This window comes from Streptococcus ferus DSM 20646, from assembly GCF_000372425.1.
Lineage (GTDB): Bacteria > Bacillota > Bacilli > Lactobacillales > Streptococcaceae > Streptococcus > Streptococcus ferus.
The window spans coordinates 321,063-341,925 of the sequence record NZ_AQVD01000002.1 but is presented as its reverse complement, the minus strand read 5'-3'; the positions used below and the strand labels follow the sequence as shown (position 1 = coordinate 341,925).

Here is a 20,863-nt window from a genome sequence, read left to right as displayed (position 1 = left end):
ATTGAGACTTTCCTTAGTCTATAAGGAAATTTTCTCGATTTTAAACGCTGGCAAGCTTTGCTAAAATGATAGTATCACAAGACTGGGAGGAAGAAGATATGTCGAAATTACCTGAAAATTTCTTATGGGGCGGTGCTGTTGCAGCTCATCAGCTGGAAGGTGGTTGGCAGGAAGGCGGCAAAGGGGTCAGCGTTGCTGATGTCATGACTGCCGGCAGGCATGGGGTTGCCCGTAAAATTACGGCAGGCGTTGTAGCAGGGAACTATTATCCTAACCATGAGGCGATTGATTTTTATCACCGTTATAAGGAGGACATTGCTCTGTTTGCGGATATGGGCTTCAAGTGTTTCCGGACCTCGATTGCTTGGACGCGGATTTTCCCTAAGGGAGATGAGGATACTCCAAATGAAGCGGGACTTCAGTTCTATGATGACCTCTTTGACGAGTGTCTCAAATACGGGATTGAACCAGTTGTGACGCTATCTCACTTTGAGCTTCCTTACCATTTAGTCACAGAGTATGGCGGATTCACCAATCGCAAGGTGATCGATTTCTTTGTGCGTTTTGCAAAAACCTGCTTTAAACGCTATAAGGATAAGGTAAAATACTGGATGACCTTTAATGAGATTAACAATCAGGCCAATTATCAGGAGGATTTTGCTCCTTTTACCAATTCTGGTATTGTTTATCAAGAAGGAGATGACCGAGAAGCCATTATGTATCGGGCGGCGCATTATGAACTGGTGGCTTCTGCGCGTGCGGTTAAGATTGGTCACGCCATTAACCCTGATTTTCAAATTGGCTGTATGATTGCCATGTGTCCAATCTATCCAGCGACCTGCAAACCAGCTGATATTCTGATGGCACAAAAAGCCATGCAGAAGCGCTATTATTTTGCTGATGTCCATGTTCATGGCTACTATCCCAATCATATTCTGAAGTACTGGGAGCGTAAAGGCATTGAGGTTGATGTTACAGAAGCGGATCAGGCTGATTTACTGGCAGGGAAGGTTGATTACATTGGCTTTTCTTATTATATGTCCTTTGCCATTGATGCACATCGGAAAAATAATCCTCACTATGATTACCTTGAGACCGAGGATTTGGTGAAAAACCCTTATGTCGAGGCCTCTGATTGGGATTGGCAGATTGATCCAGAAGGACTTCGTTATTCACTGAATTGGTTTACGGATATGTACCATTTGCCGCTCTTTATCGTTGAAAATGGTTTCGGTGCCATTGACCAAGTGGAAGAAGATGGTATGGTTCATGACGATTATCGGATTGATTATTTAGGTGCCCACATTAGGGAAATGATTAAGGCTGTTGATGAAGACGGTGTTGATCTGATGGGTTACACCCCTTGGGGCTGTATTGATCTAGTCTCTGCCGGCACTGGAGAGATGCGCAAGCGGTATGGCTTTATCTACGTTGACAAAGACGATGAGGGCAAGGGAAGTTACGAGCGCTCCCCTAAATTATCTTACCATTGGTATAAAAAAGTGATTGCTTCTAATGGCGAGGATCTGTCGGGCGAGGCCTAGGCTTGATTGAGGCGCTCATCTTTTAGAGAAAGGGTATGACAAGTAAAGGGGCTCCTTAGCTTTAAGAGGGTAATCTTAATATTGACTGGCAGCGAGAAAAAAGTTGCAAATGAAAGCGGATACAGGTATAATAGAATCAATCAAATGGCCAAAGGAGGAAATGTTATGCCAAAGGCTCTTATCATCTGTGCAGGCGGGATGTCATCATCTCTGATTGCTAAGAAAACCGCTACTTTATTGAACGAACAAGGTTTCGCTATTGAAATGAATGCGGTCGGTGTCCCGGAAGGCGGCAAGAAAATCGCCAATGCGGAATACGACCTTTACCTGATCAGTCCGCAGACCAAGATGCACTACAAGCAGTTTGAGGAAGCGGCGAAGAAGGTCAACAAGCCTATCGTACAGATTCCGCCGCAGGCCTATATCCCCATTCCTATGGGCATTGAAAAAATGGCTCAGCTGGTTAAGGATAACCTGTAATCGCTCATCAGCATAAAAAAAGAGACAGACCTCGGTCGTCTCATCCTTGGGAGGAGAACATGATGTTAGAAAATCTTTTGGGGTTAGGGATAACACTTCTGATTGCAGGGGTGATCTATCTTATATTTAGGTCTAAAATATCGGTCACTAAGGCTTTCGGCTATAATTACAATATTGTATTCAAGAATATGACCGACTTTCCAGAGCTTGAAAGCGATCGGGAGCTGCGCAAGAACCTTCGGATTGTGGCGCATACAGATGATATGTATTCCGTGCAGTCTAAATTAAACGATGCAACATTAAAAGACTATTTAATGAAAACCTATCAGCTGCAAGGCAACCAGGTTTACGTGCAGCCAACCCAACTGTCAGGAGCCTATGGCATGATGTAGGAGAGCTTAGAGCAAATTCTACTATAAATCTGTTATTCAAGAGGTATGATTCTCCCTATTCTAAGGGAGCCATGCCTTTTTTAGTTATTCTGAAGTTATCAGTCGGATACCTTAAATGATATGACTAAATCGGATTTTTTTGGCATTGTAAGAGCCAAAAAAGCTATATGACCGCTTGTCGTTTATGGTATACTATAAAGATATTAGACGATTCGTTTTAATCCGTGAAAAAGAAGGAGTGCCTTATGAGGAAGAGATTAAGCCTTTTGCTTGTCTTGTGTTTGGGAGGAATAGTCATCATGACAGGATGTCGAGAAAATAAAAATAGCCGTCAATGGATTGAAAATAAGGTTTCAGCGGTTTCAAGAGTCTATCCGACAGAAGACCTTTTTGACTTGTTTAAAGAATTTCCAGAGGGGTTTGAGATTAGGATTGGAGATGTGTATAAGAAGACATCTGACACTACATATTTACAGGAAATGGAGCTTACTGGGAATCCTAAGACAAAAGGAATAACTGGGACTTTAAAAAGAATAAAAAGAGAATCTTCTGGCGATGAAATAGTTTTAGCTTCCAGCGATATGACTTATATAGAACAGGGATTTATTCTCAGTAACTCGGAACTATCGTCTGATGATATAATTCACAAAGAAATCCTTATTGAAAAGCTATCTCTCAATAAAGAACGCCTAGCAAAGTTTCCGTTGAATAATAAAAGCTATAGTTGGGAGACGGGGGATGCTTTCATAGAATATACAGTAGTGGATAGTGTAATCAATAAATACTTCGGATTAAATCAAAATGCAAAATTGAAACTGGGGATAGATGTTACAAATTCAATGCTGATTGGCTACCAATATGGCTTTGTATTGAGTGTCGAAGGAAACGGAGTGACACACACAGAGAAATTTTATAGTCAAAAAATAAATGAGGAGGCGTTAAAAAATTCCGAATAGCAATATTCCTACTTTAGATGCTTCTAATCTAACTTATGAATTTGAAAAGGCTAGGATAAAACAACCGAAACCAATCTGGAATCAGCTTGTCATTTATGGTATACTATGAAGATATTAGACGATTCGTTTTAATCCGTGAAAAAGAAGGAGTGCCTTATGAGGAAGAGATTAAGCCTTTTGCTTGTCTTATTTTTGGGAGGGATAGTCATCATGACAGGGTGTCAAGAAAATAAAAATAGCCGTCAATGGATTGAAAACAAGGTTTCAGCGGTTTCACGGGTTTATCCGACAGAAGACCTTTTTGACTTGTTTAAAGAATTTCCAGAAGGGTTTGAGATTAGGAGTAGAATTCGATACGACCGTACTAGCAAAGCCTCTTATAGTCAAGAAATAGAGTTAATAGGTGCTGCCAGTACTAAGACTATTACAGGAACAGTAAAAAATGTGAAATCAGAAGCAGATCCGTATAGAGAAATGATTCTGCTTGAAAGTAATGTGACTTATACAGAGGCAGGTTTGACCTTTTCGAATCCTGACGTATCTGCTAAAGATATGAAACTTAATGGCTTTTTATTTCAAAAGTGGACTTTGGATAAGGAGACATTATCTCAATTGCAGTTAAGCGAAAAGTCATATGACCGAGATACAGGCGACGCTTCTATTGAATATATTGTCCAAAATAAAACGGTTAATGATTACTTCAATATAAATAAGAGTAGTGAGGTAAAAATGCATATCGGTGCGAGAAGTGCAACTTTGCTAGGAAAGTATTATAGCTATGCTTTTACATTTCATAGTGGTGATCTCTATTATTCAGAAGCAGTAGTGAGTACTGAGAATGGCGGTGGACGATATGGGAAACAGTAATATTCCTACTTTAGATGCCTCTAATTTATCCTATGAATTTGAAAAGGCTAGGATAAAACAACCGAAACTAATTTGGAATCAGCTTGTCATTTATGGTATACTATGAAGATATTAGACGATTCGTTTTAATCCGTGAAAAAGAAGGAGTGCCTTATGAGGAAGAGATTAAGCCTTTTGCTTGTCTTATTTTTGGGAGGAATAGTCATCATGACAGGATGTCGAGAAAATAAAAATAGCCGCCAATGGATTGAAAACAAGGTTTCAGCGGTTTCACGGGTCTATCCGACAGAAGACCTTTTTGACTTGTTTAAAGAATTCCCAGAAGGGTTTGAGATTAGGAGTACGAACTGGTATAAAGAAACGTCGACAGCTTCCTATAGTCAGCAAGTAGAGTTAACTGGTGATGCTAGTAAAAAAACTATTACAGGAACAGTAAAAAATGTGAAATCAGAAGCAGATCCGTATAGAGAAACGATTCTGCTTGAAAGTAATGTGACTTATACAGAGACAGGTTTGACCTTTTCGAATCCTGACGTATCTGCCAAAGATATGAAATTTAGTGGTTTCTTATTTCAAAAATTAAGTTTAAATAAGGACGTTTTAGCCAATTTAAAATTAGAAAGTAAGGCTTATAGTTGGGAAACAGGAGATGTCGATATCAGCTATTATATAACGGATTCTGTGATAAACGAGTATTTACACGAGGATACAAATCAAGAAGTTACTCTATGGATTGACTTTAATAGGGACGCACTGATTGGTTATCAATTTGGTTTTGCCGTCTCATTTAAGGGGGCAAAATCAGATTACACAGAAACAATAGTCAGTCAAAAAATAAATGAGGGGGCGTTAAAAAATGCCGAATAGCAATATAGCAACTTTAGATGCCTCTAATTTATCCTATGAATTTGAAAAGGCTAGAATTGATGGAGCGACTGATTCTAATATTGTACAGAAAGCACGAAAAAATAACAAATCCATCCCCTCCAACCTCGTCTACCTTGAGGATACCTATGATAAAGCGACCGGTACTAGTGCGACGGCTTTTCAGGACAAGCAAACGGGAGAAATTATCATTGCCTACACCGGAACCAATGTGGAATCAGATGGCCTAAATGACGTGGTTGAATCGGATTTCTTTGGTATTGTGACAGCCAGCGGAGACCATTATCAGCCCGCCTTTGATTTTTATGAAAAGATCGAAAAGAAATATGGCAGTCGCATCACGCTGACAGGGCATTCCTTGGGAGGGAATCTAGCGCAGCGTGTCGCCCTCAAATACAATGTTCAAAATACGGTGGTCTATAATGCTGCCCCACTCTATCTGGAGGGCCTTATCAGCTCCAGAGATAAAATCTTAGATTATCTCCTGCCGGACGAATCGGTCCGTGAAAAAATCCTCAAGGAACAAAAACGTTTTACCGGTCAGGTCACCCGTATCCGAACCGAAAAAGATCCGCTTAACAAATGGGCAAACCGCTTCGGAGGAGTCTACCTCGGGAAAGAATACACCTTAGACGCATCAGGCGGACATGGGCTTGACCCGGCAATTACAGGAGATAAGGCTCAGCTTGCTCAGCTGGATACGATTCTGTCAACGAAGCGTCCTGAAAAGATGACAGCCTTTGAGCAGAAACAGCTGGCGATTTTACAATCGGCTCAGACCTCTCTGCTGTCCGTGGCTGCTTTGAAAGAAAGCTTTATGGCTGACGGCAGTTTAAACAGCCATGAACGCTTTTATCTGGACAGTCTGCAGGCCAGTACGATTGCCTCCGCCATGACCTCAGCTGTGTCAGCTGGCAATGATGAGATAACAGCCAATTCGGAAAAAGCCGTTGATGAGGCAGAAGCACTCTATCAAAAAACCAAGACGATTCCATGGTTTGTCACAGAGCTTAGTGCAGAAGAAGTTCAGGCTGCTTATGAAGAGGCTGGCGTGACCTATGACAGTATCGTCACCAAGACCCAGAAACATTTTGACAAAACCGTAACGAAAATGTCAGCTATCGAGACCGCTTTTTCAAACCTAGAGAGTCGCATTCAAACTGGGATTGAGGAGGCCGTTGCGGCTGATGAGAGTTTAGCAGGAGATATCAATCAATGGACCAGTTCGATGTAATTCAGTCGGATATTCACCAACAAGAATTGGCCTTAGAAGCCTTAGAGGCTGCGTTTTATAGTGACAAGAGAACCTTAGAAGAGGATTTCCATGCGCTGGAGGCGCAGCGCATGGCTTTAAGCCATCTTTATGATGAATTTGGCAGCCTATGCTACGATTTCTCCAGAAGAGATGATTGTGATAGCCAAACTTACCGTCATTTTATAGGCTTATTAGATACCTATACGGAGGTTACGGAATATGCCTTTCACAAGCAGTTAAACCTGATGAATGAAAAGGAAGACGCGTTCACGGCAGCCTATCACCGGCAACGCAGCGACATGGAGGATCAGCTAGCGGTCTCTTATCATGAGAGACGGAAGATGGCATTAGACATGGAAGAGGAAAGGTGTAGGTTTTACTGAGATGGATATTTATGACACGGTTGGGAGTGTTTTGACAGGGGAGACCGATTTTCGGGAAATTCGGAAGCAGCTTGAAAAGGAAGCGATAAAGGCCTTTTGCGCACCGCCTATCCTATCAGATCGCCGATCAATCGTTTCAAAATACGACGAGCGCAACACCACTGTGGCAGCCAGTACAAAATCGTCTGTACTGGCCTTGACCCATCAATTAGATACAGCGATTGAAGGTCTTGGCGGCAAAGCCATTAACAGTGCCTTGAAGACGCATTCGGCAGATTTTGATGAGATTTAGCGGGTGAATGCACACCCTATTCGTTACGATAAGAATCCCCCTTATGTGCTTGGTATCACTCGCTTTTGGTACTAGTCACATAAGGGGGATTTTTGGCTTAGAGCTCTCTTTTTTAATACGGCAATTTCCCGATGTCAACCGTATCTTTTCCGTATCACTAAGGAAAGAAAAAGCATTGCAAGTGAAAGCGGATACAGTTATAATAGTTTTAACATCAAAACAATTAGTTGGAGGAAATATTTATGCCAAAGGCTCTTATCATCTGTGCAGGCGGGATGTCATCATCTCTGATTGCTAAGAAAACCGCTACTTTATTAAACGAACAAGGTTTCGCTATTGAAATGAATGCGGTCGGTGTCCCGGAAGGCGGCAAGAAAATCGCCAATGCGGAATACGACCTTTACCTGATCAGTCCGCAGACCAAGATGCACTACAAGCAGTTTGAGGAAGCGGCGAAGAAGGTCAACAAGCCTATCGTACAGATTCCGCCGCAGGCCTATATCCCCATTCCTATGGGCATTGAAAAAATGGCTCAGCTGGTTAAGGATAACTTATAAAACCTTGTCATTATCTCAAGATCTTCATCAAGGAGACTTATGCTCAGTCAAAAAGAAAAAAGGATTGTTCAGTACCTATCTCAACACAGAGATCGGTATGTGACCAGCAGCGAATTAGCGGGATACTTATCTTGCTCGGACAGAACAGTCAGAACCTATATCAAATCAATCTTGGCTCTTTCTCCACAAACTGTGGGGGCTGAGCTGATTTCAAAACAGGGATATGGTTATCGTTTTGAGGTTCTGGATGACCAGCAGTTTCTTGATTTCGTTTCAGATAATGCTCTAGCCAGTACCCGGGAAAGCATTGATATCAGTGATCGGCACAATTATATTCTCAATAAACTGATTTTCGAACAAAATAAGATTTTGTTTGATGATTTGATGGATCAGCTCTATGTCAGTCGTTCGACCTTGTCCGCTGACTTGAAAAAGATTCGCAGAGATTTGCTGAAGTATGACCTGTCGGTCGAAAGTCGCTCTAATCGAGGCATCTTTGTTGAGGGAAGCGAGCATGATAAGCGACGTTTTATCATGGACTATTTCTTCAGTGGTCACTTTTTAAAAAACTTACACCAATATGTCGGCGATGATTTTTTCAATCTGCCGATTAGTTTTGAAGAATTGACCATTGTGGTTTTAGATGAGTGCCGGACAGCAGACCTGAAACTATCAGACTTTGTGATTCAAAATTTGGTGGTCCATATCGCGCTTGCCATTAAACGTGTCAAGGACGGTTTTGATATCTCACCCATTGATTTGGATTTAGAAAAGGGACAGACTGAACTGGTGATTGCCAGAAATATCCTCAATCGGGTCCAGAAGATAACGGGTATTGCTTTTCCAGAATCTGAAACGAACTATATCGCTCTTCATTTAATTGCCAAAGGGGTTAAGCAAGACCGGCAAAACAGCCCAGACAAGGCAGATTTAATCAGACAGGACTTGCTTAATGTTTTAGAAAAGTTTGACAGCCAGTATGGTTATCATTTTTCCAGTGATTTTACGCTAATCGAGGGGCTTCTGGTTCATTTGGAGGTTTTAGAAGAACGACTTAGAAATCATGTCCATTTGGACAACCCTCTGCTGGAAGACATTACTAGCCATTATGCCGATGCGTTTGAGCTGACCAAAGATGTCTTAGGACAAATGCCTGTTTTTGCGGCTTACCAGCTTTCAGATGACGAAATTGCCTATGTTGCTCTTCACATCATGGCGGCCATAGAAAGGCATAAAGAAGACCATAAACTAAATGTCTTAGTGATTTGTGCGACGGGTTATGGCAGTGCTCAGATGCTGAAGAATCGGATTAACAATGAACTGAACCATCTTCTAAATGTGGTTGATTTGATTGGTTACTATGACATTGACGACGATAAACTTCAAGGGATTGATGTCATCATATCGTCAATTGATCTGTCCAATCTGGTCTTTACGGTGCCAGTCTTTACGGTCAGTGTCTTTCTTAAGGACGATGAGGTGGCAGAGATTAAGAAAAAGATTGTTAATCTTCGTCCCTCGGCCAGCCGGATGGCAAAATGGGACGGTGCCTTACCCTTAGAGCAAGTTTTCGACCAATTTTTCTCGGAAGATTACTTTCAAATTGTTGAGGGAACAGACAAGGCAAAGCTTCTAGAAAGTATGGTTCATCAGTTTAATGACGATGAAGCGTATGTGGCTGCCATGCTAAATCTGCTGGAGCAGCGAGAAGGAATGAGTACCGTCATCTTTGACGAACGCATTGCTGTTCCACATCCCATAAAAGCTATTGACAAGACGCACCGTATCGGCCTTGCCATTGTCAGAGACGGTCTAGTTTGGGATGAGACCTATTCAACCATCAAATTGGTCTTCTTAGTATCACCTTCAACCTGCGGCAATGACGGCTTAGACTTGCTGACGGCAAGAATCGTTGCATTGACAGAAGATCCTGAATGGACGGAAAGACTCATAGCCAGTCCGGATTTTGAGACATTTAAACAGATATTTTTAGAAGAAAAGGGGTAGGAACTTATGAATACTGAGGAATTACAGATTGCAGCTTTTGAAATTATTTTAAATAGCGGCAATGCCAGAACCATTGTGCACGAAGCCTTTGCAGAAATGCGCTCTGGCAATTACGACGCGGCAGCGCAAAAGCTTGAGGATGCCAACAATGAATTGCTCTTAGCTCATAAAGCGCAAACAGATCTCTTACAGGAGTACGCTAGCGGTACCGAAATCAAAATTGAAATTATCATGGTACACGCACAAGACCATCTCATGACAACCATGACCCTGAGAGAGGTTGCGCTGGAGATGCTGGAGCTGTATAAGAAAGTTGGCTAGAAATGAGCGGAAGATCGAGACATTCAACCAAAAAGGCTTCGGAGCCAATTCGAGACTTAAAAAAAGAAACAGCCTTGAAAAATAATTTGTTCAGTCGCTATATGCTCTTAAGGTATTCACTGGCATTATTGTTTTTTGCAAATTTATATTGGCTTCTTATTGTAGGACTTTGGAATATGCCTTATATGCTCTTACCTCTTGTCTTGTTGATACTGGTGACTAGAGCCTGTGCTGAACAATTTCTGCTGTATGGCAGCCGACAGCCTGTTTTAAAATGGAGCAAGTTAGCTTTTTTATCGCAGCTGGTGGTTCAGATTTTCCTTTTGCTGTTTTTGATTTTCAGTCCAAGAATAACATGGCTGTTTCCTGTTTTTTCAAATGGCAGCAGTGCTAGATTTTTCTTGCTGGGAATTCAGTTGCTTGGCCTATTGATTGTGTTGTTCAGTCTTCGGCGGATAAAACAGATTTCAACAAATACGGATAAATTTTATTATCGTTTTCAAACTATTGAAAAATATATTTCATTATAAAGGAGGTTCTCATGGAAGAACAAAAAGGTTTTTTTGGGGTCTTAGAGAGATATCTAATGGGTCCAATGGGAAAGATTGCCCAATATAAAGTGGTACGCGCCATCACAGCAGCTGGTATGGCAGCCGTTCCTTTTACAATTGTCGGATCGATGTTCTTGGTATTTAGTGTTTTGCCGCTGTCCTTCTCATTTTGGCCAGTAGTAGCTGATCTTTTTGAAGCATCTTTTGACAAATTTACCAATCTTTATATGGTTGCGAATTATGCAACAATGGGCTCTTTATCTCTTTACTTTGTGTTAGCCATTGGTTATGAATTAACAAAAATTTATGCTGAAGAAGAAGATTTAGATTTAAATCCTTTAAATGGAGCCCTTCTTTCTTTGATGGCTTTCATTATGACAGTTCCTCAGCTTATATTCAAAGATGGTCAAATGATGCAAGTCATCAATCACAGCCTTAAGAAAGGAACGATTATTGCAGAAGGTTGGGAAATGTCTAATGGTGTCACTCGTTTTGGTACAACAGGTATTTTCACTTCCATTATCATGGCAGTTATATCTGTTCTTCTCTATCGGATGTGTGTTAAGAGACAATGGGTGATTAAAATGCCTGATGCGGTTCCGGAAGGTGTTTCTCGAGGGTTTACGGCTTTAGTACCTAGTTTCGTTATTGCTTTCGTGATTATATTTGTCAATGGAGCTCTTGTTTTTCTAGGAACTGATATTTTCAAAGTGATTGCAATTCCATTTGGATTTGTTACCAAATTAACAGATTCATGGATTGGTCTAATGATTATTTACTTGTTGACACAAGCTCTTTGGATTGTAGGTATTCATGGTGCTAATATCATCTTTGCACTTGTCAATCCGATTGCTTTGGCGAATATGGCTCAAAATGCATCTGAAGGAACGCGCTATATTGTTGCAGGTGAATTCTCAAATATGTTTGTTATTGCAGGTGGTTCTGGTGCCACTTTGGGTCTGTGTATCTGGTTGGCAACACGAGCAAAATCAGAGCAATTAAGTGCTATCGGTAAGGCTTCTATTGTTCCAGGTATTTTCAATATCAATGAACCTTTGATTTTCGGTATTCCAATTATTTATAATCCTTCTTTGGCTATTCCGTTTATGCTGGCTCCTATGACTTCGGCAACGATTTATTACTTGGCCATGAAATTAGAGTTAGTTAAAGCAGTCTTTGCTCAGGTACCATGGCCAACGCCTGTAGGAATTGGAGCTTTCCTAGGAACTGGCGACTGGAAAGGTATTATTCTTGCTCTGGTATGTGCAATCGCAGCTTTCTTGGTTTACTATCCTTTCATTCGATTGTACGATAAAAAACTCGTTAATGAAGAACAAGGATTGTCTTAATAGAGAAAAAGCAAAAACACAATGGTTTTTGCTTTTTATGTTTGTCGTAGATTAAGAAAAATTCTCATTTTAAGCGTTGTTTCTAGGTTTAAAGCCTTTTATTATGCTATAATAGAGACAACTGATAGTATGAGGAGATTGCGGTTTGAAAACAATCGTCATGATGTACGTGACCATGATGCCTGTTATTATTGCTGGCGTTGCAAATATGTACTTTTGCAAATCAGATTTACTGGCCTGGGCAGCTGTTCCTATTGATGGTGGCTACTCGTTACGTGGGAAACGTTTTTTAGGAGACAACAAGACTTGGAAGGGGTTCTGGGGCATGATTGCCTGTACAGTCCTTGCTCAGGCCGTTTGGGGGCTGATTTTAGGTCTTATTCCTAATTTTCTCAGTCTTTCTTATTTAGCCGGTTATGGCAATGACATTTTCTTTAATTTTTTTATGGGTTTTCTGCTAGGAACGGCCTATGCCCTATGCGAGTTACCCAATAGTTTTATCAAGCGGCGCTTGTCCATCCCGCCAGGAAAATCGGGGAAAGGGTACTTGAAATGGGTCTTTCTTGTAGTGGATCAAATAGATTCGCTCATTGGCTGCACTCTCATCCTAGCTATTTTTGCTCCGATGTCTCTTCTGCAGTTCTTGGGTTATCTGATTTTGGGAGGCTTAACCCACCTAGCTGTCAATGGCCTGCTGCATCATTTGAAAGTGAGAGAGAGTCGTTTTTAGGCATGGAATTACTTGAATTACATCAAGCAAAAGTCAAGGCTTCCTATGGAGGCAAGGTAAACGGTCTGATTCATCTGATTCAGGCTGGTTTTCTTGTGCCTAGGGGGCTTATTTTATCTGCTGAGATTAACCTGAAACTGCTGGAATTGCTAAGGCTGGATGCTAGTCAGCATCTGACAGACAGTCGCCATCGTTTTTTACTCAAGGAGATGATTCAAAGCTTAGAATCCTTTATGGATGAGGGCAAGAGCTATATCGTCAGAAGCAGCAGTTTTTTAGAAGATGGTCAGGATTCTTCTTTTGCGGGTCAGTATGAGTCAATTAATGGCTGTCAGACGGTCGATCAGGTCCTGCAGGCGATTGAACAATGCTTAATGACAGCTGGCAGTCACAAGGTTAAAGCCTATCAGAAAAACCAAGTTTCCAGCCACCATGTGAATAATTTGGCGCTGCTTATTCAAGAGGAGGTCGGCGCGGATTTTTCAGGTGTCAGCTTTGGGGTCAATCCAGTCTCTCAGAAGGACAGATTATGGTCATTAGAATATGTCCAAGGTGGGGGTGATCCGCTGGTCAGCGGTCATCATCAGCCATTTGCTGTATCTTCCTCTTGGGATGCTCCGGTGGATCTAGAAGGGCAGTTGTTGGATGCGGCGCTATTAAACAGGCTACGGGCAGATACGCTTCTGATTTCGGAAATTATGCAATGCCCGATGGATATTGAGTTTTGTCTGGTTGGGCAGGACTTATATTACGTGCAGGCAAGACCCATTACTCGGTTCAATCCAAGAGTCTCAAAGGGCAGATGGACGACGGCCAACTTCCGAGACGGCGGTGTGGCGGCCCAATCCTGCCCGGCCCTGATGGCCAGTCTTTATCAGCATTCTTGGCAGCTGGCCTTAGGAGACTTTTTAACCCATCATCAGTTGCTCTCAGCTGATCAGGTGGAGGAGCTCATGCTGCTGCACTACGGTCGGCCCTACTGGAATTTAGGCATTGTCAAAACCGCCATGGAACAAATTCCAGGCTATGTCGAGAGTGAATTTGATAGCGAATTGGGAGTGGCTAAGGATTATGAAGGCAAGGGGGTCGTGTCTAAATTTAGTCTTAAGTCGGTTGTCCACCTGATAAAGGTAGCTTTTGCATTAAACCGAACGAGTAAAAACTGGCTGGAAACGGCTCAGACACGAAAAGACAAGCTTTTGAGCCTTTATCATAACTTGGAAGTTGCCTTGAACCAGGCCCAAGATCAAGCTGGTTTAGAGATGATTTGGCGTGATCTAGTGACCAAAGCCTATCTGAGGAGTGAAACCACTTATTTTAAACAGGTTTTTATCAATACGGTCCAGCTGTCACTCAAGAAAAATCGGCTTTTAAAGCGCATCAGTCAAGAGGATTTCTTTGATTTGATTTCTGCGCTGGGCAACTTGTCCCATACACAAGTTGACAGAGCATTATATCAGATTGCCCAGACCATTCTCAGCAATCAATTGTTACGCAAAGAATGGGAGAGTCTCAGTATCGATCAGCTTCTTGTGAAGTCCTCAGAGGAGAGGCTGGACATGACTCTTATTCGTCAGTTTTTAGCAGACTATGGCTACCACTCAAAACGTGAGCTTTATTTACTGGAGCCGAGTTTTTCGGAAGACAGTTCCTTTATCTTTGACAGTATCCAGCAGATGGTGCTGAAACCGCAGCAGCCTAGTTTTGAAAAGAGTGATTTACGCCACCGGCAAGAACTGATTCGTGAGGAAGTGGGCTCTTTTCACTATCGGAGACTTTATAAGGATATCCGTTTTTTGCGAGATCTGCTCTGGTGGCGGGAAGAGTTTAAGGATATCTCAACGCGCTATTACCATTTGATTCGCCAGTGGACCTTATCTCTAGGAAAATGCTACGAGGAGCAGGGGCTTATCAGCTGTGCAGAAGATCTTTTTTACCTTTCTTGGCAAGATATCCTCGCTTTTATGGATGGCAAGCTAGGCTCAGACCATTTAACCGAAAAAGCAGCCAAGAACCGCCAATACTGCAGGATTTATGATAAAGCAGTGGTTCCTGGAGATTTATTTGAAACTAGGAGGGGCCGTATTCAAGAGAAAGAGTCGGAGACCGAACTGCAAGGTTTGGCTGCCAGCGGCGGCTTTGTGACGGCAAGAGTTCGGGTGCTGACGGATATGAATGATTTAGGTCAAATCGAAGCAGGTGAGATTCTGGTAACGCCCTTTACTGATACGGGCTGGAGCCCGATTTTCAGTCGTTTGTCTGGCTTAGTGACGGAAACGGGGGGTGTCCTCTGTCATGCTTCGATTGTTGCTAGAGAGTATGGTATTCCAACCTTGGTTTGTGTAGAGAATGCTTGCCAGCGGCTACGGACAGGTATGCTGGTCACCATTGACAGCGACCAAGGCAGATTGATTATTGAGGAGGAGTAGGAGATGTTTATTGGGGAATACAAGTTGTCAAATCTGCTTTCTTATTTAGGGGCAGCCTTGTCAGTTGTCAGTATGACATACGTTTGGAGCTATGATTTGGACTTAGCCATGATTTTTTTCATTTTGGCGGGCCTATGTGACTTGTTTGACGGTCGCTTTGCGCGTCTTTTCAAGCGAAGCGTTGCTGAGCAGGCCTTTGGGATTGAGTTGGACTCTCTCTGTGATATGATCAATTTTGTTGCGCTGCCTTTGGTTTTGCTGATTCAGGTAGCTTACCAAGGCTGGCTGACACAGGTTATAGCGATTTTATATGCTCTTGCCGCTATTACGCGTTTGGCTTATTTTAATCGGAATGCCAAAGGGGCAGAAGAACGAGCGCCATATTTTATCGGCCTTCCTGTGACCTATAGTGCCTTGGTTTTTCCCGTCTGGTATGTCATCTGTTCCATCATTCATCAGGACTTGTTCGGCTTAAGTTTGCCTTATCTCGTCGTTTTGCTTAGTTTGGCCTTTGTTTGGAATCGTCAGATTCCAAAGCCAGACAAGAAGGCTTATCAAATATTTCTCATTCTGGCTCTGTTAACGACGGCCTACTTGCTGGTAAAACTACTATGGTAAGGGTTTATCAGCGCTGTCAGAAGCGTCTTGTCACTCAGAAAGACTATCAGCAGGGGATTTTAGACTGGCTTTACGGGTCACGTTTGGGACGGTTTTTCCTGCCTGCCTTAACGGCCCCAATGGTGTCAGCTTTTTTATCCTTAGCTGATTACAGCTTTTTGTCTCGTCCAAAGATCCGGCGATTTATTGAAGAATATGATATTGATACCAGTCATTTGACGGCATCCGATTATCCTCATTTTGCAGCGTTTTTTACCCGTCGGTTTAGAGAGGGGGCCAGAAAGATCGCTGAGGATCCAGCCATTTTAGCAGTGGCAGAGGCCAAGCTGACTGTTTATCCCATTTCTGATGATTTGGTCTTGTCGATAAAAGGTCAGCGCTATTCTCTGGGAGATTTACTGCAAGACAAGGCTCTGGCTCAACTTTTTTCAGGAGGGACAGCCTGTCTTTATCGCCTAGGAGTAGAAGATTATCACCGTTATTTAGCAGCTGAATCCGGCAAAATTTTGCAGCGTCAGACCATTAAGGGACGGCTTCATACCATTAGAGAAGTAGCCCAACAAGTCTACCCTGTTTTTAAAGAAAATTACCGACACTACTGTCTGATTGACACTGTGGATGTGGGCAAGGTTTTGCAAATGGAAATCGGGGCACTTTTGGTAGGCAAGATTTACAATCATCATCTGACAAATCTGCTGAGAGGACAGGAGAAGGGATACTTTGGACTAGGTGGCTCCAGTATTCTGGTGCTTTACCCCAAAGGTGCTGTCAGCCTTGATCAAGATATTCTGTCCTACAGCCGGCAGGGGATTGAGACTCAAGTGTCATTAGGAGAAAAAATAGGAGTAAAGTATGTTCGGTCGACTTAATATTTATTTTAGGGAAATGTACCCGCTGTTACCACGTTTGGGATTAGCAGCTATTATGTTTTTTGAGATTTACTTTGTCTTACTGCTCAATACCGGTGTCAGAGATTTCCGTATTGGTTTTCAGGAGGCTATCGGCGTTTTTACCATCTTTGTCTTTCTAATGATTTTGCGGATTGCCGATGACTTTAAGGACTACGAGACAGATCAGCGCCTCTTTCCAGAGCGAGCACTGCCTTCGGGACGGGTTCATAAAAAAGATTTAGCGATGGCACTGGCGACTATTGTTAGCATTTCTGTCTTGCTCAACCTCTTTTTCATGAACAACCAAGGTTGGTTTCTCTTTTTGTACATCTACGGAACTCTTATGTCTTTTTGGTTTTTCAAGAAAGACAAAATCCAGAATTCCTTACCCCTAGCCTTGGTAACGCACAATCCGGTTATGATGATTCTGAATATCTATACCATTACTTTTGTCTGCTATAAATACCAGCTGCCACTCTTATCCCTACCGACGATTTTATTGGCCTTTACCATGTATTTCCCGAGCCTAATTTGGGAAATCAGCCGAAAAATTAGGGCTCCTAAAGACGAGACGGCCTATGTCACCTATTCTAAATTATTTGGCTATCAAAAAGTAACTCGCTTTGTGGCCGTCATTACCTTAGTTGATATTGTGACCAATATCTTGCTGCTTTGGAAAATTTCTCTGCTTGGAGTGCTGGTTTTAATAGCAAATGTCCTCTGGATGATGGTACAGTTTGGACAATATATCAAGGACCCCACCCGCTTTAACATCAAGGAGAGAGTGGAACGCTATACCTATATTACGGAGTTGACCATGGTTGTATCCGTTGCTACTTACCTTCTCATGAGGATGTTGGGATGAAAGTTATTGACAAGGGCAGTGTTCAGGACTTAGGCGGAAAAGCCTATCATCTGACCAAAATGACGGAGGCCGGTCTGCCAGTGCCATCTTTTAAGATTCTCTCTTTTTCGTTCTGGGAGCAGCTGTCTTTTCCGAAAACAAACGATATGGCAAAGCTCAGCCAGGTGATGCAAGAACAGCTCAAGGCATGTTTTGAACAGAAGAATTGGGATTTGCTGGATACATTTGCCAAGGATAAATGCTATTCCGTTCGGTCATCAGCTACGGTTGAAGATGGCCGGCAGCACTCCTTTGCTGGTCAATTTGAGACATGTTTAGATGTCAGACAGCAAGATTTAAAAGAGGCTGTTAAAGCGTGTCTGCTTTCCTTATATGACCTATCTGTCTTGCATTATTTTGAGCAGCAACAGATTGACCTGACTCAGGCGAGAATGCTGGTCATTGTGCAGGACATGGTGCCTAGTCAACTGTCTGGAATTTACTTTACAGCCAACCCCAAAGGTATCATCAGTGAGCATCTGCTGGTATTTGGAGAGGGACGAGGAGACGGTATTGTGGAAGATAAGGTGCCGACAACGACAATCACCTATCTTCCAAGCGAAGATCGCATGGAACGAGAAGCCGGAAGCCGAGGACCTGAGGTTGACCGCGCCACCGTTTTAGATCTTTACAACTTGGCCCAAAAGGCTATCGGCGCCTTTGGTCCTTACTTGGATATGGAGTTTGCCCTTGTCAATCAGACCATCTATTTACTTCAAGTCAGACCTATCACAACCCTGCCTCAGGGACCGCTGATTATTCTGGATAACAGCAATATCGTTGAAAGTTACCCAGGTCTCAACAGTCCATTGACCATTAGTTTTGTAAAAGAGGCCTACCGCAGTATTTTCACCAGTCTGGCTAAGCGTCTGGTGGGAAAGGATAAGCATCTGCTGGCTTCATTTGAGCCAATTTTCCAAGATATGGTAGCTCCTATGAACAGTCGTCTTTATTATCAGCTGCAGAATTGGTATCAGCTGCTTCATCTTTTACCGTTTTCAAAGCGTCTGATTCCAATTTGGCAGGAAATGCTGGGGATTCAGGATTTAGAAATTCCGGTTTCTGCACCCAAGGTGTCTTGGTTTAGCCATATGAAGATCTCTTGGCGGATTGTGGCAGCTTTCTGGCAGTCACCTAAGGCTATGGCTGAACTGAATAAAGAATTTCAGGCGATTGAGGTTTTCTTTGAGGAACACTATCACTCTACGGCCAGTCTAGCGGACCTGAAGCGTCTTTACCAGACCCTGCACGAGGCTATCTTAACGAATTGGGATTTGACCTTAATCAATGACCTATATGCTTTTGTCTATCTTGGTTTACTTAAAAAGAGGCTTGCTAAAGAGGAGCTTCAGGCTGAGATTGCAGGTATTGAGGCTATTGAAAGCATGAAGCCAGCTTTGGCCTTATCAGACTTACAGCAGGCTCTCAGACAAAGAGCGGATTGGCAGGAGGAATTAGACCGGCTAATGACCTTGACTGCCAAAGATTTAGAAGAGCGGCTGCAGGCTCCTCAGACTGATTTGCAGAACAAAATAGCAGCTTTCATCAATTGTTATGGCGATCGGGCTCCTGAGGAACTTAAGTTAGAAACACAGACTTTTAGGAGCCATCCCCACAGCTTTCTCTTGCTCCTACAGCAAAAACAGCCCACCATCAGTCCTTTGAAGCCGGAAATAGGCCGTCAGAAACCCTTAGGCTTTGTGGCAAGGTTTTTGAAAAAACGGGCTTTTTTAGGGATTGCTCACAGAGAGAGTTCGCGTCTTAACCGAACTCGTATTTATGGCATGGTGAGGACTATTGTTCGGACAGCGGGTCAGCGTTTGGTGGAAAGCAAGCGGTTAGATAACGTAGAAGATGTTTTCTTTCTGCCCATGGAGGTCATTTTTCAAGATAAAGAGCAGACCGATTTGAGGCCGCTTATTGAAGCAGCGAGACATAAAGAGCAGCAGGATTGTCAGCTAACCTTGCCGCGGCGCTTGCTATTTTTAGGTCAGATTAGGGAGAAATACCCCAGCCAGCAGATGGCAGACCGTCAGAAAACGACCAGTCACTCCCTGCAGGGAATAGGCTGTTCAAAGGGAGAGGTCGAAGGCCGAGTTTTGCTGGTTGACGATATCAAAAACCTAGGGGATGTCTCTGGAAAAATTTTAGTGACCAAAATGACAGTTCCAGGCTGGGTGTATGCATTGATGCAGGCCAAGGGGGTTATTGCAGAGCAAGGATCGCTCTTATCTCATACTGCTATTATCTCAAGGGAACTGGGCATTCCTGCCGTCGTTAATGTTCCCCACGTTACCAGCGACCTCCAAAATGGAGAGGTTATTTGGATGAATGGTGACAGCGGTCAGATTATTAGAAAAGAGAAGGCTCATGATTGAAGTACGTTTGGTTAGTCCAGACAGTCAGGAAGAAGCAGATTTTTTACGCCTTCCTGGCAAACTATATGCCAAAAAGCAGCTGCTGCAAAATCGCCGCGAAGAGAAGGAACAAATTAGTGGTCAGCACGTTTTATCTCATTATTATGACCTCAAGGCCTTTGTTGTTTATCGGGATGAGATGGTTAGGGCCAGAGGTGTCTTAACGCTTTATCCTGAGGATAAGTCTGCTTATTTAGGTTATTTCGAAGCTTACGATGACCTAGAAGCTGTTCAGACTTTAATTGCTACCGTCAAAAGCGAGGCCGCCTTAGCTGGCAAAGAGGGGATACTTGGTCCCGTTAATGCCAGTTTTTGGTTAGGCTACCGGATGAAATTATCGGATTTTGACAGGGCACCTTTTACGGGTGAACCGCATCAGCTTTCTTACTACCCCCGCCTATGGGAGGCGTGTGGCTTTGTGGTTCAGGAATATTACCGATCCAATTTTTACCAGAAGATTGCGAAAGAAGATCATCAGGAGAAATTAGCCCAACGTTTCCGCTTGTTCAAGGAAAAAGGTTATCAGATTGGGCCGCCCAAGAGGTCGCATTGGCAAACAGATGTGACGTCAGTTTTTTCCTTGTTGAGCAAGGTTTATCAACGTTTTCCGCTCTATAAAGCGATTTCGGCTAAGGAGTTTAGCCAGCTCTTTGCCCCTTTTGAGCAGGCCTTGGATTTTTCCATGGTTCAGTTAGCGTATGACGAAGACAGACTGATTGGTTTTTTGATTGCTCTCCCAGATTACGGCAGCAGTGTTTACGGCTCGATGTCTTTTTGGGAGAAATGCCGTTTTTTGAAAACCCGCTTTAGAGCTAACCGCTATATTATCCTTTATCTAGGAATTGACCCAGCTTATCCTGGTTTGGGGAAAGCTCTGACCTACCCGATTTATCAGTCTATCCGCAAGCGCGGAGCAAGGACAGTAGCTGCCCTTATTCATCAGGGCAAACTGACTCAGGGCTATGTTCCCTCACTTCAAGAAAAAACAACGGTTTATGCCCTTTATCACATGAAAATAAACTAAAAAAGACTGGCC

The 20,863-nt window shown here is 42.9% G+C and carries 21 protein-coding genes; all 21 read left to right on the top strand.

Annotation, left to right across the window (positions count from 1 at the left end):
* Positions 1-98: 98 nt before the first annotated feature.
* Positions 99-1,544 carry a 6-phospho-beta-glucosidase gene (locus A3GY_RS0104655; RefSeq protein ID WP_018030248.1) on the top strand — a complete coding sequence of 482 codons (1,446 nt, stop codon included), beginning with the start codon at positions 99-101 and terminating at the stop codon, positions 1,542-1,544.
* 165 nt (positions 1,545-1,709) lie between these two features.
* Positions 1,710-2,024, top strand: coding sequence for a PTS cellobiose transporter subunit IIB (locus A3GY_RS0104650; RefSeq protein WP_018030240.1), 315 nt, complete (start codon positions 1,710-1,712; stop codon positions 2,022-2,024).
* 59 nt (positions 2,025-2,083) lie between these two features.
* Positions 2,084-2,416 (top strand): hypothetical protein, encoded by a 333-nt coding sequence (locus A3GY_RS0104645; RefSeq protein WP_156092926.1) that lies wholly within the window; start codon positions 2,084-2,086, stop codon positions 2,414-2,416.
* Between the two features lie 299 nt (positions 2,417-2,715).
* Positions 2,716-3,372: a hypothetical protein gene (locus A3GY_RS0104640; RefSeq protein WP_231871630.1), complete on the top strand. Its 657-nt coding sequence runs from the start codon at positions 2,716-2,718 to the stop codon at positions 3,370-3,372.
* 156 nt (positions 3,373-3,528) lie between these two features.
* Positions 3,529-4,239, top strand: a complete 711-nt coding sequence (locus tag A3GY_RS0104635) for a hypothetical protein (protein ID WP_018030245.1) — start codon at positions 3,529-3,531, stop codon at positions 4,237-4,239.
* A gap of 153 nt (positions 4,240-4,392) precedes the next feature.
* A complete protein-coding gene (locus A3GY_RS0104630; protein WP_018030244.1) occupies positions 4,393-5,106 on the top strand; it encodes a hypothetical protein in 714 nt (237 codons plus the stop codon).
* Positions 5,096-6,358: a Tle-like phospholipase domain-containing protein gene (locus A3GY_RS0104625; RefSeq protein WP_018030243.1), complete on the top strand. Its 1,263-nt coding sequence runs from the start codon at positions 5,096-5,098 to the stop codon at positions 6,356-6,358. The genes A3GY_RS0104630 and A3GY_RS0104625 overlap by 11 nt, the downstream gene beginning before the upstream one ends.
* Positions 6,340-6,762: a hypothetical protein gene (locus A3GY_RS0104620; protein ID WP_018030242.1), complete on the top strand. Its 423-nt coding sequence runs from the start codon at positions 6,340-6,342 to the stop codon at positions 6,760-6,762. Before A3GY_RS0104625 ends, A3GY_RS0104620 begins: the two co-directional genes overlap by 19 nt.
* 1 nt (position 6,763) lies before the next feature.
* On the top strand, positions 6,764-7,054 hold the full coding sequence (locus A3GY_RS0104615; RefSeq protein ID WP_018030241.1) for a hypothetical protein: 291 nt from the start codon (positions 6,764-6,766) through the stop codon (positions 7,052-7,054).
* A 242-nt stretch (positions 7,055-7,296) separates the two neighbouring features.
* Complete coding sequence (locus A3GY_RS0104610; RefSeq protein ID WP_018030240.1) at positions 7,297-7,611, top strand: PTS cellobiose transporter subunit IIB; 315 nt, start codon at positions 7,297-7,299, stop codon at positions 7,609-7,611.
* A 39-nt stretch (positions 7,612-7,650) separates the two neighbouring features.
* The gene (locus tag A3GY_RS0104605; RefSeq protein WP_018030239.1) at positions 7,651-9,618 is read left to right on the top strand and encodes a BglG family transcription antiterminator; all 1,968 of its coding nucleotides are present in this window, start codon (positions 7,651-7,653) and stop codon (positions 9,616-9,618) included.
* Positions 9,619-9,624: 6 nt separating this feature from the next.
* Positions 9,625-9,939 (top strand): PTS cellobiose transporter subunit IIA, encoded by a 315-nt coding sequence (locus tag A3GY_RS0104600; protein ID WP_018030238.1) that lies wholly within the window; start codon positions 9,625-9,627, stop codon positions 9,937-9,939.
* A 2-nt stretch (positions 9,940-9,941) separates the two neighbouring features.
* The gene (locus A3GY_RS0104595; RefSeq protein WP_018030237.1) at positions 9,942-10,469 is read left to right on the top strand and encodes a hypothetical protein; all 528 of its coding nucleotides are present in this window, start codon (positions 9,942-9,944) and stop codon (positions 10,467-10,469) included.
* An 11-nt stretch (positions 10,470-10,480) separates the two neighbouring features.
* Positions 10,481-11,839, top strand: a complete 1,359-nt coding sequence (celB, locus tag A3GY_RS0104590) for a PTS cellobiose transporter subunit IIC (RefSeq protein WP_018030236.1) — start codon at positions 10,481-10,483, stop codon at positions 11,837-11,839.
* Positions 11,840-11,984: 145 nt separating this feature from the next.
* Positions 11,985-12,569: a CDP-archaeol synthase gene (locus A3GY_RS0104585; protein WP_018030235.1), complete on the top strand. Its 585-nt coding sequence runs from the start codon at positions 11,985-11,987 to the stop codon at positions 12,567-12,569.
* A 2-nt stretch (positions 12,570-12,571) separates the two neighbouring features.
* Entirely contained in the window at positions 12,572-14,998 is a 2,427-nt protein-coding gene (locus A3GY_RS10280) for a PEP/pyruvate-binding domain-containing protein (RefSeq protein ID WP_018030234.1), read from the top strand.
* Between the two features lie 3 nt (positions 14,999-15,001).
* Entirely contained in the window at positions 15,002-15,616 is a 615-nt protein-coding gene (locus A3GY_RS10275; protein WP_018030233.1) for a CDP-alcohol phosphatidyltransferase family protein, read from the top strand.
* Entirely contained in the window at positions 15,610-16,485 is an 876-nt protein-coding gene (locus A3GY_RS0104570) for a phosphatidylserine decarboxylase (protein ID WP_018030232.1), read from the top strand. Before A3GY_RS10275 ends, A3GY_RS0104570 begins: the two co-directional genes overlap by 7 nt.
* Positions 16,469-17,371, top strand: coding sequence for a UbiA prenyltransferase family protein (locus A3GY_RS0104565; protein ID WP_018030231.1), 903 nt, complete (start codon positions 16,469-16,471; stop codon positions 17,369-17,371). Before A3GY_RS0104570 ends, A3GY_RS0104565 begins: the two co-directional genes overlap by 17 nt.
* Complete coding sequence (locus A3GY_RS0104560) at positions 17,368-19,788, top strand: phosphoenolpyruvate synthase (protein WP_018030230.1); 2,421 nt, start codon at positions 17,368-17,370, stop codon at positions 19,786-19,788. The genes A3GY_RS0104565 and A3GY_RS0104560 overlap by 4 nt, the downstream gene beginning before the upstream one ends.
* Complete coding sequence (locus A3GY_RS0104555; protein WP_018030229.1) at positions 19,781-20,851, top strand: hypothetical protein; 1,071 nt, start codon at positions 19,781-19,783, stop codon at positions 20,849-20,851. The genes A3GY_RS0104560 and A3GY_RS0104555 overlap by 8 nt, the downstream gene beginning before the upstream one ends.
* The last annotated feature ends 12 nt before the right edge of the window (positions 20,852-20,863 follow it).

Coding starts and splice junctions, on each gene's coding strand:
- A3GY_RS0104640 (WP_231871630.1), top strand. CDS start 2,716: ATGACAGGATGTCGAGAAAATAAAAATAGCCGTCAATGGATTGAAAAT.
- A3GY_RS0104625 (WP_018030243.1), top strand. CDS start 5,096: ATGCCGAATAGCAATATAGCAACTTTAGATGCCTCTAATTTATCCTAT.
- A3GY_RS0104600 (WP_018030238.1), top strand. CDS start 9,625: ATGAATACTGAGGAATTACAGATTGCAGCTTTTGAAATTATTTTAAAT.
- A3GY_RS0104565 (WP_018030231.1), top strand. CDS start 16,469: ATGTTCGGTCGACTTAATATTTATTTTAGGGAAATGTACCCGCTGTTA.
- A3GY_RS0104610 (WP_018030240.1), top strand. CDS start 7,297: ATGCCAAAGGCTCTTATCATCTGTGCAGGCGGGATGTCATCATCTCTG.
- A3GY_RS0104560 (WP_018030230.1), top strand. CDS start 17,368: ATGAAAGTTATTGACAAGGGCAGTGTTCAGGACTTAGGCGGAAAAGCC.
- A3GY_RS0104650 (WP_018030240.1), top strand. CDS start 1,710: ATGCCAAAGGCTCTTATCATCTGTGCAGGCGGGATGTCATCATCTCTG.
- A3GY_RS0104615 (WP_018030241.1), top strand. CDS start 6,764: ATGGATATTTATGACACGGTTGGGAGTGTTTTGACAGGGGAGACCGAT.
- celB (WP_018030236.1), top strand. CDS start 10,481: ATGGAAGAACAAAAAGGTTTTTTTGGGGTCTTAGAGAGATATCTAATG.
- A3GY_RS0104635 (WP_018030245.1), top strand. CDS start 3,529: ATGAGGAAGAGATTAAGCCTTTTGCTTGTCTTATTTTTGGGAGGGATA.
- A3GY_RS0104645 (WP_156092926.1), top strand. CDS start 2,084: ATGATGTTAGAAAATCTTTTGGGGTTAGGGATAACACTTCTGATTGCA.
- A3GY_RS0104595 (WP_018030237.1), top strand. CDS start 9,942: ATGAGCGGAAGATCGAGACATTCAACCAAAAAGGCTTCGGAGCCAATT.
- A3GY_RS0104605 (WP_018030239.1), top strand. CDS start 7,651: ATGCTCAGTCAAAAAGAAAAAAGGATTGTTCAGTACCTATCTCAACAC.
- A3GY_RS0104570 (WP_018030232.1), top strand. CDS start 15,610: ATGGTAAGGGTTTATCAGCGCTGTCAGAAGCGTCTTGTCACTCAGAAA.
- A3GY_RS10280 (WP_018030234.1), top strand. CDS start 12,572: ATGGAATTACTTGAATTACATCAAGCAAAAGTCAAGGCTTCCTATGGA.
- A3GY_RS0104620 (WP_018030242.1), top strand. CDS start 6,340: ATGGACCAGTTCGATGTAATTCAGTCGGATATTCACCAACAAGAATTG.
- A3GY_RS0104630 (WP_018030244.1), top strand. CDS start 4,393: ATGAGGAAGAGATTAAGCCTTTTGCTTGTCTTATTTTTGGGAGGAATA.
- A3GY_RS0104655 (WP_018030248.1), top strand. CDS start 99: ATGTCGAAATTACCTGAAAATTTCTTATGGGGCGGTGCTGTTGCAGCT.
- A3GY_RS10275 (WP_018030233.1), top strand. CDS start 15,002: ATGTTTATTGGGGAATACAAGTTGTCAAATCTGCTTTCTTATTTAGGG.
- A3GY_RS0104555 (WP_018030229.1), top strand. CDS start 19,781: ATGATTGAAGTACGTTTGGTTAGTCCAGACAGTCAGGAAGAAGCAGAT.